At 60.9% G+C, this 15,263-nt stretch carries 13 protein-coding genes; 4 read left to right on the forward strand and 9 right to left on the reverse strand.

Features of this window, described 5'->3' with window-relative positions:
- Positions 1–29: 29 nt before the first annotated feature.
- From V3W39_RS19865 to V3W39_RS19890, 6 genes are all read right to left on the reverse strand, one after another.
- Complete coding sequence (locus V3W39_RS19865; protein ID WP_330213169.1) at positions 30–905, reverse strand: SMP-30/gluconolactonase/LRE family protein; 876 nt, start codon at positions 903–905, stop codon at positions 30–32.
- 30 nt (positions 906–935) lie between these two features.
- Positions 936–1,757 carry an NAD-dependent epimerase/dehydratase family protein gene (locus V3W39_RS19870; protein ID WP_330213170.1) on the reverse strand — a complete coding sequence of 274 codons (822 nt, stop codon included), beginning with the start codon at positions 1,755–1,757 and terminating at the stop codon, positions 936–938.
- A gap of 452 nt (positions 1,758–2,209) precedes the next feature.
- Positions 2,210–3,478, reverse strand: a complete 1,269-nt coding sequence (locus V3W39_RS19875; protein ID WP_177079336.1) for an OprD family porin — start codon at positions 3,476–3,478, stop codon at positions 2,210–2,212.
- 251 nt (positions 3,479–3,729) lie between these two features.
- The gene (copD, locus tag V3W39_RS19880; protein ID WP_330213171.1) at positions 3,730–4,587 is read right to left on the reverse strand and encodes a copper homeostasis membrane protein CopD; all 858 of its coding nucleotides are present in this window, start codon (positions 4,585–4,587) and stop codon (positions 3,730–3,732) included.
- Positions 4,588–4,590: 3 nt separating this feature from the next.
- Positions 4,591–4,956 (reverse strand): copper homeostasis periplasmic binding protein CopC, encoded by a 366-nt coding sequence (gene copC, locus V3W39_RS19885; RefSeq protein ID WP_177048256.1) that lies wholly within the window; start codon positions 4,954–4,956, stop codon positions 4,591–4,593.
- Positions 4,957–4,979: 23 nt separating this feature from the next.
- Positions 4,980–5,423, reverse strand: coding sequence for a GNAT family N-acetyltransferase (locus V3W39_RS19890; protein WP_177048258.1), 444 nt, complete (start codon positions 5,421–5,423; stop codon positions 4,980–4,982).
- A 143-nt stretch (positions 5,424–5,566) separates the two neighbouring features.
- Here V3W39_RS19890 and V3W39_RS19895 point away from each other — a divergent pair, with 143 nt between their 5' ends.
- On the forward strand, positions 5,567–6,187 hold the full coding sequence (locus V3W39_RS19895; protein WP_177048260.1) for a TetR/AcrR family transcriptional regulator: 621 nt from the start codon (positions 5,567–5,569) through the stop codon (positions 6,185–6,187).
- 153 nt (positions 6,188–6,340) lie between these two features.
- Here the strand turns inward: V3W39_RS19895 and preA are convergent, their stop codons facing one another.
- The 3 genes from preA to hydA all read right to left on the reverse strand — a co-directional run bounded on the left by preA (position 6,341) and on the right by hydA (position 10,595).
- Positions 6,341–7,615, reverse strand: coding sequence for an NAD-dependent dihydropyrimidine dehydrogenase subunit PreA (gene preA / locus V3W39_RS19900; RefSeq protein WP_010166807.1), 1,275 nt, complete (start codon positions 7,613–7,615; stop codon positions 6,341–6,343).
- Positions 7,615–8,982, reverse strand: coding sequence for an NAD(P)-dependent oxidoreductase (locus V3W39_RS19905; protein WP_330213172.1), 1,368 nt, complete (start codon positions 8,980–8,982; stop codon positions 7,615–7,617). The genes preA and V3W39_RS19905 overlap by 1 nt, the downstream gene beginning before the upstream one ends.
- 173 nt (positions 8,983–9,155) lie before the next feature.
- A complete protein-coding gene (gene hydA, locus V3W39_RS19910; protein WP_330213173.1) occupies positions 9,156–10,595 on the reverse strand; it encodes a dihydropyrimidinase in 1,440 nt (479 codons plus the stop codon).
- A gap of 601 nt (positions 10,596–11,196) precedes the next feature.
- Between hydA and V3W39_RS19915 the strand changes: the two genes are divergently transcribed.
- The 3 genes from V3W39_RS19915 (at position 11,197) to V3W39_RS19925 (ending at position 15,173) form a co-directional block, all read left to right on the forward strand.
- Positions 11,197–12,684, forward strand: coding sequence for an NCS1 family nucleobase:cation symporter-1 (locus V3W39_RS19915; RefSeq protein ID WP_177048267.1), 1,488 nt, complete (start codon positions 11,197–11,199; stop codon positions 12,682–12,684).
- 143 nt (positions 12,685–12,827) lie between these two features.
- Positions 12,828–14,111, forward strand: coding sequence for a Zn-dependent hydrolase (locus V3W39_RS19920; RefSeq protein ID WP_177079340.1), 1,284 nt, complete (start codon positions 12,828–12,830; stop codon positions 14,109–14,111).
- A 609-nt stretch (positions 14,112–14,720) separates the two neighbouring features.
- A complete protein-coding gene (locus V3W39_RS19925; protein ID WP_330213174.1) occupies positions 14,721–15,173 on the forward strand; it encodes a hypothetical protein in 453 nt (150 codons plus the stop codon).
- The last annotated feature ends 90 nt before the right edge of the window (positions 15,174–15,263 follow it).

Raw genomic sequence — 15,263 nt, forward strand, 5'->3', positions numbered from 1 at the left:
ATTGTTTTATTCAAGGCACAGCGATGCAGCTAGAGGATGAAGGTGGGCTCCGGCAATCCGGTAACCCCGGGGTTGAGGGCAAACACGCCACCGGCCAGCGACTGGACACTGTGATCGTCACGGATCGAGGTGACGAACAAAGTGTCCAGGCGGCTGCCACCGAAGGCGCACATGGTGGGCTTTTTCACCGGCACGGCCAGTGAGCGGTCGAGGCGGCCATCGGGGGTAAAACGGTGGACCAGCCCGGCATCGTTGGCGCAGATCCAGTAGCAGCCTTCGGCATCCACGGCGGCACCGTCGGGGCGGCCGAGGAACTGGTGCATGTCCACAAACAGCCGGCGATTGGACGGCGTGCCGCTGTCGATGTCGTAGTCGAAGGCCCAGACCTGCTGGATCAGCGGGTGTGAATCCGAAAGGTACATCGTGCGCCCGTCGGGGCTGAAGGCCAGGCCGTTGGGCGTGATGAAACCGTTGAGTGCGGTGTGCACGGGTTGCCCGGTTTCATAGCGATACAGCGCGCCCTCGGCAGCATTGGCGCCCATGTTCAGCACCATGCTGCCGGCCCAGAACCGGCCCTGGCGATCACAGCGACCGTCGTTCAGGCGCATGTCCGGGCGGGCGTGCTCGACGCTGGCCAAAAGCGTGGTGTCGAGCCTGCCGTCGTTATGGGGCGTGAGCTGGAAAAAACCGGTTTCCATGCCCGCGACCCAACTGCCGGCGCGGGTACGCGCAATGCAGGCCAGCATCTGCGGGGTTTTCCAGGCCTGCACCTGGCCGCTGGCAGCGCTCCAGCGCTGCAGCTCGGCGTTGGGAATATCCACCCAGTACAGGGCGTTTTCCTCGGGCACCCATACCGGGCATTCACCCACGGCATTGCGGGCGTCGACAATCAGTTCTGCTTGCATGGCCACTCATTCCCTTGGGTTGGTCTGTGGTCAGTCACCGAACGGGCCGGCGGCACAAAACGCGCCGCCCTGGTACACCCGCGCCGGGTCGTCGGCAGCGGGCATCGGTTGGGCTTCCACCTGTTTGCGGAACACTTCGGAGGTGTCCCGCGGCGTGAAGCCCAGGTGCGCGGCGAAGCGGTTGTCCCACCACACATCGAGGTTATCCGACATGCCGTAGACCACGGTGTGGCCGACGTTTGGGGTGTACAGCGCGCGTTCGAGCAGTTGGGTCAGGTCATCGAAGCTCAGCCAGGTGTGCATCATCCGGCGGTTCTGCGGTTCCGGGAACGAAGAGCCAATGCGGATGCTGACGGTCTCGATGCCGTAGCGGTCGAAGTAGAAACTGGCCATGTCCTCGCCATAGGATTTGGACAGGCCGTAGTAGCTGTCCGGGCGACGCGGGGAGTGGGCGTCGAGGGCTTCGTCCTGTTTGTAGAAGCCGATGACGTGGTTGGAACTGGCGAAGATCACCCGCTTGACCCCATGACGGCGGGCAGCCTCATAGATGTGGAAGATCCCGCAGATATTCGCCCCCAGCACTTCCTCGAAGGAACGCTCCACCGACACGCCGCCGAAATGCAGGATTGCGTCGACGCCTTCCACCAGGTGGTGCACCGCTTGTTTGTCGGAAAGATCGCAGGGCAATACTTCTTCTCTGTCGTCAGCAGCCGGGGCCATGTCGGCAATGTCCGACAGGCGCAGCACCTTGGCGTAAGGGCGCAGGCGTTCGCGCAGGACTTTGCCCAGGCCACCGGCGGCGCCAGTGAGCAGCAGGCGGTTGAACGGGGTAGGAGCGTTTGTGGTGGTCATGGTGGTCCCGTTATTGTTGTAGGTTGTCGTATGACTAGTCCGAAGTATCGTTAGGGTTTCCTGTACTTGTCAACGCGCTATTGGTCGAAGTTGGTTGAGGTTCATCGCTTTCCTGTGGTGAGGGAGCTTGATGTGGTGGGGCAGCTTGCTTTGGTGGGGGGAGCTTGCTGTGGCGAGGGAGCTTGCTCCCGCTGGGCTGCGTAGCGGCCCCAAAATCTCGGGAGCGCTTCGCACTCCAGCGGGAGCAAGCTCCCTCGCCACAGCAAGCTCCCTTGCCACAGCAAGCTCCCTTGCCACAGCAAGCTCCCTCGCCACAGCAAGCTCCCTTGCCACAGCAAGCTCCCTCGCCACAGCAAGCTCCCTTGCCACAGCAAGCTCCCTCGCCACAACAAGCTGCCCCACCCACATCAAGCTCCCTCACCACAAAAGCCTTTCCTGTTGTTTGTAAACCGCTACAACAACGACAGCGGGTAACTGATGAATATCCGGTTCTCATCAAACTCGTTGGTGCTGAAATCCCGACGCATCGTCGCATTGCGCCACCGCACATTCAGGTCCTTCAGCGCGCCGCTCTGCACCGTGTAGGCCAGTTCCGACTCGCGGCCCCATTCCTTGCCATTGGTGATCGCCCCGGTGTGCACGTTATCGCCGCTGATGTAGCGGTTCATCATGGTCAGCCCGGGAATGCCCAGCACCACGAAGTTGAAGTCGTGCCGTACCTGCCAGGATTTTTCCTTGGCGTTGTCATAGCTGGCGTTGTAGCTGTCGTTGGCCAGGGTGCCGCCGCTGGTGCCGTTGACCCGCATCCAGGCGCTGTCGCCGGTGAGTTTCTGCAGGCCGATATAGAAGCTGTTGCCTTTGTATTTGGCCGACAGCAGGGCGAACGCGGTCTTGTTGTCGAGATCGCCGGCCAGGGCCTTGCCGTCTTCCTTGCCGGTGAAGAACCCGAGGTTGGCGCCCAGGGTCCAGTCGCCCACCGGCTGGCTGTGAGTCAGGTTGAAATACTGCTGTTGGTAGATGTCGCTGAGTTCGGCGTACCACACGCCCACCTGGGTGCGTTTGTCGTTGAAGGTGTATTCGCCGCCGCCGAAGTTGAAGCGGTCGGAGGTGAACGCGGCTCTGCCGTTGAGGAACATGTCATCCATGCTCGCGTCGTTGCGCGGGCTGTTGCCGCGGAACTGGCCGCCGTACAGGGTCAGGCCGGCAATCTCGCTGGAAGTGACCTGGCCGCCACGGAAGGTTTGCGGCAGTGAGCGGCCGTCATCCGAACGCAGGATCGGGAGCACTGGCATCCATTCGCCGACTTTCAGTTCGGTCTTCGACAATCGGGTTTTCAACGCCACGCCCAGGCGGCCGAAATTGTCCACGGGGCGGCCATCGCTGCCGGTCGGCAACAACTGGGTACCGGCGGTGCCTTTGCCGCCGTCGAGTTTCTGTGAGTACAGGCCCAGCACGTCCAGGCCGAAACCGACAGTGCCTTGGGTGAAGCCGGACTTGGCATCAAGGATAAAACTTTGCGTCCACTCTTCGGCCTTGGCCTGGGGATGGGCGGAGTTGGTGAAGTTGCGATTGAAGTAAGCGTTGCGCAGGTTCAGCGTGGCTTTGGTGTCGTCGATAAAGCCTTCCGCCGAGGCGGTGACGGGAAGGGTGAAGGCCAGGCCGCTCAAGCCGATGGCGGCGAAGCGGGTGGTGCAGGAGAAAGTGCGGACGAGTTGACTCACAGTGACGCTCCCTTGTCTTTCTTGTTGTTTTTATTTTTCTGTCATACGTTGTCGTACAACATTGGGGGCGATATTTGCGGGGTTTAAGGGGGTTGTCAAGGAGAGGTTGTGCGATGACTTGGGTGGCGCCACCGATCAAATGTAGGAGCTGGCTTGCCTGCGATGGCATCACCTCGGTGTACCTGAGAGACCGAGTTGCCAGTATCGCAGGCAAGCCAGCTCCTACGTTGAGCGTGCCCGCGCTATTTTTTTCAGCCGTTCAGAACCATGGGCGGCAAGGTGCCAAGCAACGAAACCGCAGCTACCGCTGAAACACCTAGTAACAGTTCTAGTCTCACACTGGCCTTCAACGCCGGCAGTCGCTGCTCGCAGTTATGGATCCGCAGGCGATTCAACAGCGCCAGTGCGAGCATGCCGAACACCAGCAGCACCTTGATCAGCAGGATCAGGGCGAACCCGCTGAACAATGGCGTTGGCCAGAGCTGCCCGGTGAGTACCCGCACGTTGATCAGGCCGGTCACCAGCAAACCGGTGACCAGGCCATAACCGACGCCGCTGAAACGCTGCAGGATCGGTTCCAATGCAGGGCGGGGCGATTGCCGGAGGATCAACACCAGCATGAGCAAGCCGCCGAGCCAGGCGCCGACACACAGCAGGTGCACCACCTGGTTGAGGATCAGCAATTGCCCGGCCAGGCCATTGAGCATTGCGCCATGGCCCACCGGTGCCAGCGTCGCCAGCAGCAGTGCGCAAAGCGGCAGGCGCACGGCTTTCCACGGGGTCAGCAGGCCGAGCACCAGCAGCACATTCAACACCAGGTGCCAGGTCCAGACCTGGCCGAAGAAGGTTTTACCCAGCACCAACTGCACCGTCGACCACTCCAGCGCGCCCAGCCCAACCCCGGCCATGCTCGCGCTGATCAACAGCAACCACGTCACCCCCGACACCAGTGCCAGCCACGCCAACCCTTGGGTGATGCGCGACAGTTGACGGTCGAGCACCGGTTGCGGCCCCGCGCCCAGCAGCCAGGGCCTGAACACACAGGCCCCGAACATCAACAGCACCACGATGAAATGCAGGAAGCGGCACAGCACCAGCAGGGTGGCCATGGATTATTGGCCGACCTTGAAGCTGTATTCACCGTTGCTCTTATGGGTATCAACCGAGACCGCGTTCCACACGACCTTGTAGTTGCCGGCGGCCAGTGGTGCGGCGGGTGTCACCACCAGGACTTTCTTGTCGGCGTCCGGGGTCTCGAGGCCCTTGATCGCCACTTCGGTGCCGTCCTTGCTCAGGGACACCTTGGTGAAGGTCGCTTCAACGCCTTCGCTGAACGTCAGGCGCAGGTCTTTGGGAGCTGCGACGCTGCTGTCGGCGGCAGGCTCCGAGCTTTTCAGATGGGCGTGGGCAAACGCGGCCGAGGCGCCCAGCAGGGAGGCCAGCAGGGCGACAGTGGTAACGGTCTTCTTGATCAACATTGTTCAATACCTTCAGGTGAGAGTCAGTCGTTCGGTAGAGCCATGTGCAACAAGGGGAAGGGTTTGCCTTCGCCATCGACGGGCGAGCGGCCGGTCTGGATAAAACCATAGTGCAGGTAGAAACCCACGGCCTGTGGATTCTGTTCGTTTACATCGACGCGCAGGGTGTCGTGGCGGGCGCGCACGAAGTCCAGCAACTGGCGGCCGATGCCCTGGCCGCGGCGGCTCGGGTCGATAAACAACATCTCGACATTATTGCCGCCGGTGCCGACAAAGCCGGCAATCCCTTCGGCGTCTTCGTACACCCACACTTCAAGGGCGGGCATCGGCAGGTAGCAGTCGCGCACCAGGGGCAGCAGGCGCTGGATATCGTCTTCGCTGAGGAAGTCATGGGTGGCGCGCACCGAGCGTTCCCACAGTGCACCCAGCACCGGGTCGTCGCACGCGTCTCGCTGTCGAATAGTCATTGGAATGATCCTTCGAGGGGATGGCGATGCTAACCAATCCGCTTTCCACGGGGAAGGTGCTTGTACGAAGTTTCACAGTGGCGTGTCGCCGCGGTCTAGAGCGGATGTTAGTCTTGAGGCAATGTTGTTGTCAGGGAGCCCGTATGGGCAATCACAAGATCGGTATTCGTCGGGTCAACGTCGAAAAGATTCTGCTGGCGGCTGAAAAAGTCTTCGCCGAGAAGGGCTATGGCAGCACCGCCATGGCCGACATCGCTGAAGAAGTGCAACTGCCGCGCTCCAACCTGCATTACTACTTCAGCACCAAGAGCGAGCTGTACAGCGCGGTGTTGTTCGACCTGCTGGAAGTGTGGAAGCAGGACGCCCTGTGCTTCGAGATGTTCGACGACCCGCGGGTGGTGCTCAGCAGCTACATCCGCGCCAAGATGCAACATTCGCGCAGCCGGCCGTATGGCTCCAAAGTCTGGGCCAATGAAATCATCCACGGCGCGCCGACCCTGGGTGAGGCGCTGGACGTCAGCCTGTACGACTGGGCCAAGATGAAAGAGGCGAAGATTCGCCAGTGGGTGGAGGACAAGCGGATTTTGCCGGTGGAGCCGTCGAGCCTGCTGTACATGATCTGGGCGTCGACCCAGCACTATGCCGACTTTGATCATCAGGTGAACATCCTGAATGACCATCAGCCGTTGTCGGACATGCAGTTTGAGCGGGCGGTGCAGACGGTGACGAGTGTGATTTTGCGGGGGATCGGGTTGGAGCCTTGAGCACACGAGGCAAAACCCTATCGTGCGTTAACCTCCCCCCGTAGCAGCTGTCGAGCCCAAGCGAGGCTGCGTGGGGCGCGACTCAGTCTCGGACCGTGGTGCGCCCTACGCAGCCTCGCTTAAGCTCGACAGCTGCTACGGTCATTGGGAGTGTTACACCGCTTCCCGGTAGGGATTACGTGGATCCTGCGTCCAGTTCAAAAACGGCTTCCCGGTATCCACCGGCACCATCTCGATACAGTCCGCCACCGGGCAGGTGATCTGGCACAGGTTGCACCCCACGCACTCATCATCGATCACCTCGTACTTATGCGTCCCATCTGCCTGCTTCAAGCTGGCAATCGCCTGGTGCGACGTATCCTCGCAAGCAATATGGCAGCGCCCACAGCCAATGCACGCTTCCTGATCGATCTTGGCGATCACCTGATAGTTGATATCCAGGTACTTCCAATCCGTCGTATTGCCCACCGCCCGCCCGGAAAACTCCTGCAGGCTGCTGTAACCCTGGCTATCCATCCACCGCGAGAGCCCGTCCTTCATCTCTTCGACAATCCGAAACCCGTGCAGCATCGCCGCCGTGCACACCTGCACCGCGCCGCAGCCCAGGGCCACGAATTCCGCCGCATCGCGCCAGTTGCCGATCCCGCCGATCCCGCAGATCGGCAAGCCTTGTGTCTGCGGATCCCGGGCAATTTCCGCCACCATGTTCAACGCAATCGGTTTCACCGCCGAGCCGCAGTAGCCACCGTGAGTGCTTTGGGTGCCCACCATCGGCAGGGCGACCATGCGCTCCAGGTCGACACTGGTGATGGAGTTGATGGTGTTGATCAGCGACACCGCATCCGCACCGCCGCGATAAGCCGCCCGGGCCGCGACGCGAATGTCGGTGATGTTTGGTGTGAGCTTGACGATCACCGGCAGCGAGCAATAGGTCTTGCACCAGCGCGTCACCTGTTCCACGTACTCCGGCACCTGGCCCACGGCCGCGCCCATGCCGCGTTCCGGCATGCCGTGGGGGCAGCCGAAATTCAGCTCGATACCGTCACAGCCGGTGGCTTCCACCAAGGGCAGGATATGTTTCCAGGACTCTTCAACACACGGCACCATCAGCGACACAATCAGCGCGCGGTCCGGCCAGTCCTTCTTCACCTGGGTGATTTCCCGCAGGTTGATCTCCAGGGACCGGTCGGTAATCAGCTCGATATTGTTGATGCCGAGCACTTCACGGTTGGCGCCAAAGTGTGCCGAATAACGTGACGAGACGTTGACCGCGGCCGGGTCTTCGCCGAGGGTTTTCCAGACCACGCCACCCCAGCCGGCTTCAAAGGCGCGGACCACGTTGTAGGCCTTGTCGGTGGGCGGCGCGGAGGCCAGCCAGAACGGATTGGGGGCTTTGATACCGGCGAACACAATCGAGAGATCGGCCATTACGCAGCCTCCACATTCAGCATGAGTTGGGCGTGCATGGCTTCAGCGGCCAGCTTGCCGTGTTGCACGGCCTGGACGGTGAGGTCCTGGCCGAGGCTGACGCAATCGCCGCCGGCATACACACCGGGGATGCTGGTGCGCAGTTGTTCGTTGACGAAGATGCGATCGCCCTGGCGTTGCAGCTGGTGGGCCAGCGGGTCGTGCAGGGCCTCGTCATCGAAGCCCTGGCCGATGGCCTTGAAGATGGCGTCGGCGGCCAGTTCGAAGGTCTCACCGGTGGCTTGCAGGCGGCCATCCACCATGCGGGTGCGGGCGAAGCGCATGCCGCGCACATGGCCCTGGTCGTCGAGCAGCACTTCTTCGGGCTGGGCCCAGGTCAGCAGACGCACCTGGTTGGCTTTGGCGATGTCCTGTTCGTGGCCAGTGGCGCCCATTTCGGTCAGGCCACGGCGGTACACCAGATTCACGTCGCGGGCACCGAGGCGGGCCATTTGCACGGCCATGTCGATGGCGGTGTTGCCGGCGCCAAGGACGATGCAGCGGTCGGCCAGGGGCAGTTGGCTGAGGTCGTCGGCCTGGCGCAGTTCGCGGATGTAGTCGGTGGCGGCGAGCAGGCCGGGGGCGTCCTCGTGCGGCAGGCCGAGCTGTTTGCTGGCGGCCAGGCCGAGGCCGAGGAACACCGCGTCGAATTGCTGGTGCAGCTCGCTCAAGGTCAGGTTGTCGCCCAGGCGCTGGCCGTGGCGGATTTCGATGCCGCCGATCTGCAGCAGGAAATCCAGTTCCTTTTGCGCGAAGTCATCCACCAGTTTGTACTTGGCGATCCCGTATTCATTCAGGCCGCCGGCTTTTTCCCGGGCTTCGAAAATCACCACGTCGTGGCCGTGCAGGGCGCTGCGATGGGCACAGGACAACCCCGCCGGCCCGGCGCCGACCACGGCGATGCGCTTGCCGGTGGGCGTGGCGCGCTGGAATGGGTGTTCGCTGAAGTGAGCGTTATCCACCGCGTAACGCTGTAGCAAACCGATCAGCACCGGGGCGCATTCCTCGGCGTTGTTGCGCACGCAGGCTTGCTGGCAAAGGATTTCCGTTGGGCAGACCCGGGCGCAACTGCCGCCGAGGATGTTTGCCGAGAGAATCTTCTGCGCGGCGCCCTGGACGTTCTCCGTGTGGATATTGCGGATGAACGAGGGGATGTCGATCTCGCTGGGGCATGCGTTGACGCAGGGTGCGTCGTAGCAGTACAGGCAGCGCGAGGCTTCCAGTTGGGCTTGCCGGGCATTGAGCGGCGGCGCCAGGTCGGTGAAATGCGCGGCGAGTGCGGCCGCATCTTCAGGGGGGTGTGGAAGATGGTTCAGGGTCTGGATCACGGTAGTGGCCTCACGGTTTTTTTGCCTCTGACGGGCATTGATTTTTATGTCTGCGTAGCAGCTGTCGAGCCTTGGCGAGGCTGCGTCGGGCGCGACTCGGTCTTGTGCCCGGCTCGTTGACGGCGGGGCTGCCAACGCAGCCTCGCTGGGGCTCGACAGCTGCTACGCAGAGTTCAGCGCTTTACGGCAACCGGCCTCGACTGTTCGGCCCGCTTGCTCAACTGCTCGAACACCGCCGGATACGCCGGCCGTTCGATGTACCGCCCCGCACCACGCTCGGCGCGCAAATCCCCATCGGCCCAGACCAGCTTGCCCTGGCTGATGGTGTAGCTCGGCACGCCGCGCACGGTCTTGCCTTCGAAGATGTTGAAGTCGACTTTCTGATGGTGGGTCTTCGCGGAAATGGTCCGGGTGCCTTCCGGGTCCCACAGCACCAGGTCTGCATCGGCACCCACGCGGATCGCCCCTTTGCGCGGGTACAGGTTGAAGATCTTCGCCGTGTTGGTGGACGTCAGCGCCACAAACTCCTGCATCGACAAGCGCCCGGTGTTCACGCCTTCATCCCACAGCAGCGCCATGCGGTCTTCGATACCGGCAGTGCCATTGGGGATCTTGCTGAAGTCATCACGCCCGGCGGCTTTCTGCTCGGCGCAGAAGCAGCAATGGTCGGTGGCGGTGGTGTGCAGGTTGCCCGATTGCAGGCCATGCCACAGCGCCTCCTGATGCCCGCGCGGGCGGAAGGGCGGGCTCATCACGTAGCCGGCAGCGGTCTGCCAGTCGGGGTGTTGATACACGCTGTCGTCCAGCAGCAGATGCCCGGCCAAGACTTCGCCGTACACCGGCTGGCCCTTGCTGCGGGCGTAGGTGATTTCATCCAGCGCTTCCTTGGTGGAAACGTGCACCAGGTACAACGGCGTGCCGATGGTCTCGGCAATCCGGATCGCCCGGCTGGCGGCTTCGCCTTCCACTTGCGAAGGCCGCGATAACGGATGTGCTTCAGGCCCGGTAATACCCTGGGCCATCAGCTTGCGTTGCAGGTGATACACCAGCTCGCCGTTTTCGGCATGCACTGTCGGCACCGCGCCCAGTTCCAGGCAGCGCTCGAAGCTCGCCACCAGGGTGTCGTCGGCGGCCATGATCGCGTTCTTGTACGCCATGAAGTGCTTGAAGCTGTTGATGCCGTGGTGGCTGACCAGCTCGGCCATTTCCTCGCGAACCTGCTCGCTCCACCAGGTAATGGCCACGTGAAAACCGTAGTCCGACGCCGACTTCTCGGCCCAGCCGCGCCACTGATGGAAAGCTTCCAGCAGGGATTGCTGCGGGTTGGGAATCACAAAGTCGATGATCGAGGTGGTGCCGCCCGCCAACCCCGCCGCCGTGCCGCTGAAAAAGTCTTCACTGGCCACCGTGCCCATGAAGGGCAGTTGCATATGGGTATGGGGATCGATGCCGCCGGGCATCAGGTATTGGCCGCTGCCATCGAGTATCTCGGTGCCGGCGGGAATATCCAGGTCGGTGCCAATGGCGCGGATTAGACCGCCTGCGCATAAAACATCGGCTCGATAACTTTCATCATGGGTAATAACGGTAGCGCCACGGATCAACAGCGACATGTCGAGTTCCTCACAGGCTTGACCGGCTTGTGCCAGTTCTAAGTGTTGTAATGCATCGCGCCGCCGGGAAGTTAATTCCTGTCAGCGGTGACAGGAATAGAAACTAGCCCGAGTTTTTCGAATGAGCAAGAATATTTTTTATAAGCTTATATCTGTATTAACTTGTTGAATTTAAACGATAAAAAATCAAAATCACCAAAATGTAGCGGCCTCTCACCATTTTGACGCACTTGACAGGTTCCCAATATGAGCAACATTTCTTATTGCAAATCAGACGCTTGAGACATGCCTCTTGACGGGGGCAGGAAATAAAAATAATTGTGTTGCACCAGATTGAGTCCTGATGGTTCGGACAACTTCTGCGTTATTTGGCCTGAGTAACGCTGAAAGTAACGAAGGGCTTTTCGGTCGAGACAATAAAGCTGATAAACATCAGCGAGTTATATAAGCGGTGCGGGCAGGGCGACGGTTTACGGCACGGTTATTGAGTGCGGTGGCGGTTGGCCGGGTCCTGGATGTCATGTTGTCAACGAGGTACTCCGGCCATCCTGTGCGTGTCACGGGATGAGCAAAAATAATTCGAAAAAACCGTGGAGCGGCCATGCAACAGAACAGATCGCAAGTCATTGAGCGCAACGGCCTGTACGAACTCGACGCCGGCCCCGACGTCCTCGACAGCCCCCGCTACAACCACGACATGGCACCGACCAAGGTGCGCGAACGCACCTGGAACAAGTGGCACATCACCGCGCTGTGGATCGGCATGTCGGTGTGCGTGCCGACCTACACCCTGGGTGGCGTGCTCACCGCGTACTTCGGGTTGTCGGTGGGCGAGGCGCTGATGGCGATCTTGCTGGCCAATATCGTGGTGCTGGTCCCGCTGACCCTCAACGCTTTCCCCGGCACCAAGTACGGCATTCCGTTCCCGGTGTTGCTGCGCTCGTCCTTCGGCGTGCTGGGCTCCAACGTGCCATGCCTGATCCGTGCCCTGGTGGCGTGCGGCTGGTTTGGTATCCAGACGATGTTTGGCGGCCTGGCCATTCACCTGTTCCTGGGTTCGATTTTCGAGGGCTGGAAATCCCTCGGCGGCACCGGTGAAGTGATCGGTTTCATGATCTTCTGGACGCTGAACCTGTGGGTGGTATTGCGCGGCGCCGAATCGATCAAATGGCTGGAAACCCTGTCGGCACCGTTGCTGGTGGCAGTGGGTATCGGGCTGCTGGTGTGGGCATTGCCGAATGTCTCGCTGACCGAGCTGATGGCGATCCCGCCCAAACGCCCCGAAGGCGCGAGCCTTACCGGCTACTTCATGGCGGGCCTCACGGCGATGGTGGGTTTCTGGGCCACCTTGTCGTTGAACATTCCCGACTTCAGCCGCTACGCCAAGAGCCAGAAAGACCAGATCCTCGGGCAGATTTTCGGCCTGCCGCTGACCATGTTCCTGTTCGCCGCCCTCGGCGTGATCATGACCGCCGCCTCGGTAAAACTGGTGGGCGTCAGCGTCTCCGACCCGGTGACCCTGATCGGCCATATCCAGAGCCCGGTGTGGGTGGCCGTGGCCATGGCGCTGATCATCATCGCCACCTTGTCCACCAACACCGCGGCGAACATCGTCTCGCCCACCAACGACTTTCAGAACATCGCGCCCAAGCTGATCAACCGCACCACGGCGGTGGTGTTGACCGGTCTGGTAGGCCTTGCATTGATGGCCCATGAACTGCTGAAAAAGCTCGGGCTGATCATCTCCGACGTGAGCCTGGAAACGGTGTATTCCAACTGGCTGCTGGGTTACTCAAGCCTGCTGGGGCCGATTGCCGGGATCATGGTGGTGGACTATTTCATCATCAAGAAACAGCAACTGGACCTCGCAGGCTTGTACCGCGATGACGTGTACCCGGCGTGGAACTGGCATGGCTTCCTCGCGTTTGGGGTGCCGGTGGTGCTGACACTGTTGTCGCTGGGCAGCGATGCATTCAGCTGGTTCTACAGCTATGGCTGGTTCACCGGCTCGGCATTGGGCGGGTTGTTGTATTACGCCCTGTGCATGAAGCGCGGCGCCCGCGTAGTCGCCGTAAAGACACCTTTGTGAACACGGTCAATGTGGGAGCTGGCTTGCCTGCGATGGCATCGACCCGGTGTAACTGAAAGACCGCGTCGCCCGCATCGCAGGCAAGCCAGCTCCCACAGTTGACCGAGTCGACTCATATAAAAAAGTAGCCTGAGGAGATCCCCATGAACGCTGCCGTAGACGTTCTGCAATCCACCCATCAGCACATCAACCGCGACCGTTTGTGGCTGTCCCTGATGGAACTCGCCAAGCTCGGCGCTACGCCCAAGGGCGGCGTGTGCCGCCTGGCCCTCACCGACCTCGACCGCCAGGCCCGCGACCTGTTTGTGAAGTGGTGCGAGGAGGCTGGCTGCACCGTGACCATCGATGGCGTGGGCAATATCTTCGCCCGCCGGCCGGGGCGCAATCCCAAGCTACCGCCGGTGATGACCGGCAGCCATATCGACACCCAGCCAACCGGCGGCAAGTTTGATGGCTGTTTTGGTGTGCTGGCAGGCGTTGAGGTGTTGCGAACCCTCAATGACCTGAAAGTGGAAACCGAAGCGCCGCTGGAAGTGGTGGTGTGGACCAACGAAGAAGGCTCGCGCTTTGCGCCCTGCATGATGGGCTCCGGCGTGTTTGCCGAGAAATTTACCCTGGCAGATACACTGGCCAAGACCGACGCCGACGGCGTGACGGTAGGCGATGCGCTGAACGCCATTGGCTACGCCGGCTCCCGCCCGGTGAGTGGGCACAAGGTGGGCGCGTATTTCGAGGCACACATCGAGCAAGGTCCGATTCTTGAGGATGAAAAGAAAACCATCGGCGTGGTGCTGGGCGCCCTTGGGCAGAAATGGTTCGACCTGAAACTGCGCGGGGTTGAGGCACATGCGGGACCGACGCCAATGCACTTGCGCAAGGATGCCTTGGTGGGCGCTGCTGCCGTGGTGGCTGCGGTTAACGCCGCTGCGTTGGGCCATCAGCCACACGCCTGTGGCACCGTCGGTTGCCTGCAAGCGTATCCGGGGTCGCGCAACGTGATTCCCGGCGAAGTGCGCATGACCCTGGACTTCCGTCATCTGGAACCGGCGCGGCTGGACTCGATGATTGCGCAGGTAAGCAAAGTGATCGACGAGACCTGTGCCAAGCACGGCCTCACGTTCGAGATGACACCCACCGCTGACTTCCCGCCGTTGTACTTCGACAAAGGCTGCGTGGATGCCGTGCGGGATGCGGCCAATGGCTTGGGCCTGTCGAACATGGACATTGTGAGCGGGGCAGGGCATGACGCGATTTTCGTCGCGGAACTGGGGCCGGCGGGGATGATCTTTGTGCCGTGTGAGGGTGGCATCAGCCATAACGAAATCGAGAACGCCGCGCCGGATGATCTGGCGGCGGGGTGTGCGGTGTTGTTGCGCGCGATGGTGGCGGCATCACAGGCGATTGCCAGCGGCAAGCTCGCCGCCTGAGCCATCCGGCTTCACTCCTCTCAACTGTGGGAGCCGGGCTTGCCCGCGATAGCAGTGTTTCAGACACAGTAGCGGTGCCTGACACTCCGTCATCGCGGGCAAGCCCGGCTCCCACAGTTAAAAGGTCAGCTCACGGCTACCGTCACATCCACCACCCGATCTACAAGCAATTGCACGCCTTCCACATTGAAGGTGGCAGCTGTACGCGGAGTGAGAAAACCAAGACCCCAGGAGCTTGGCCACGCCGAAGCGTGCCCGCGCACAGCCGCCATAACAGCGAGCACAGAAAAAGCGCCTGCACTGTATACGGCGGGCGCTTTTGCGCCAATGGAGTCATTCGGATTTCTCACGTCCGGTCGCTGAATTGGCAGCGACCGACGAAGACTAGTGGGCCCCGTTCCGACCAGCAATCCGAAAGAAACGTAGGAAATATGTCGTTTCGAGGGTGCGTTGTAAGGTGTGTCCTGCTCTTTTGTAAGACATCTCTTTTGTTCCTTGATCTCTCATCATCCCGGCCTTTCAGTGTTAGGTTCCGCCACGCGAGTATCTAAGTGCGGGGAAATCGCTCGATGAGCGTCGACCAATATTGGATCAAGGAAGGAATCAGGTATGCCAGGTTCAGGAACTACTAGAAAGTCGGTTTACTCCGTTGTCACTACGATCCTGCTGGCGCTGTGCCTGGTGTATATCGGCGGTGAATGGCTGCTTTCTCCGGGGCGCCCGCAATTGACAGAGGTTGTGCTGCGACTGCCACTTGGCGGTGACGGGGCCGTTTATGGCGTCAAGGATGATCGTGGAGGTGCAACTGTTCCGTTCAGCTATCGATATTACGTTTACCGCAACCTGGAGGACGATAGTGAAATATTGGCTGCGTTGAGGGATGCCAGTCCATTTCTCGTTACGAGTGACGCAGCGGCAAAGATTGATGTTCAGGGCGCTGCGATTACTGTGTCCGTGGCGGGAGAGGTATCTGACTATCACAGCAGTACGCTGTATCGACATGCCAATGGCAGTGATTACACCGTGGTGAGTGTTTTTTTGAATAGTTGGCCGGAAGGCTGAAATGGGCGGTGGCTCAGTCTAGATATGTTTGACTGATCCACCGTCATCGCAGGCAAGCCAGCTCCCACATTTGATCCAGGGTGGGCTCGA

The sequence above is a fragment of the Pseudomonas sp. Z18(2022) genome, assembly GCF_036346535.1.
Taxonomy (GTDB): domain Bacteria; phylum Pseudomonadota; class Gammaproteobacteria; order Pseudomonadales; family Pseudomonadaceae; genus Aquipseudomonas; species Aquipseudomonas yamanorum_A.

What these genes read in the sequence shown, in the direction of transcription:
- V3W39_RS19865 (WP_330213169.1), bottom strand. Translation starts at nt 905, where the DNA reads ATGCAAGCAGAACTGATTGTCGACGCCCGCAATGCCGTGGGTGAATGC.
- V3W39_RS19870 (WP_330213170.1), bottom strand. Translation starts at nt 1,757, where the DNA reads ATGACCACCACAAACGCTCCTACCCCGTTCAACCGCCTGCTGCTCACT.
- copD (WP_330213171.1), bottom strand. Translation starts at nt 4,587, where the DNA reads ATGGCCACCCTGCTGGTGCTGTGCCGCTTCCTGCATTTCATCGTGGTG.
- copC (WP_177048256.1), bottom strand. Translation starts at nt 4,956, where the DNA reads ATGTTGATCAAGAAGACCGTTACCACTGTCGCCCTGCTGGCCTCCCTG.
- V3W39_RS19890 (WP_177048258.1), bottom strand. Translation starts at nt 5,423, where the DNA reads ATGACTATTCGACAGCGAGACGCGTGCGACGACCCGGTGCTGGGTGCA.
- V3W39_RS19895 (WP_177048260.1), top strand. Translation starts at nt 5,567, where the DNA reads ATGGGCAATCACAAGATCGGTATTCGTCGGGTCAACGTCGAAAAGATT.
- preA (WP_010166807.1), bottom strand. Translation starts at nt 7,615, where the DNA reads ATGGCCGATCTCTCGATTGTGTTCGCCGGTATCAAAGCCCCCAATCCG.
- hydA (WP_330213173.1), bottom strand. Translation starts at nt 10,595, where the DNA reads ATGTCGCTGTTGATCCGTGGCGCTACCGTTATTACCCATGATGAAAGT.
- V3W39_RS19915 (WP_177048267.1), top strand. Translation starts at nt 11,197, where the DNA reads ATGCAACAGAACAGATCGCAAGTCATTGAGCGCAACGGCCTGTACGAA.
- V3W39_RS19920 (WP_177079340.1), top strand. Translation starts at nt 12,828, where the DNA reads ATGAACGCTGCCGTAGACGTTCTGCAATCCACCCATCAGCACATCAAC.
- V3W39_RS19925 (WP_330213174.1), top strand. Translation starts at nt 14,721, where the DNA reads ATGCCAGGTTCAGGAACTACTAGAAAGTCGGTTTACTCCGTTGTCACT.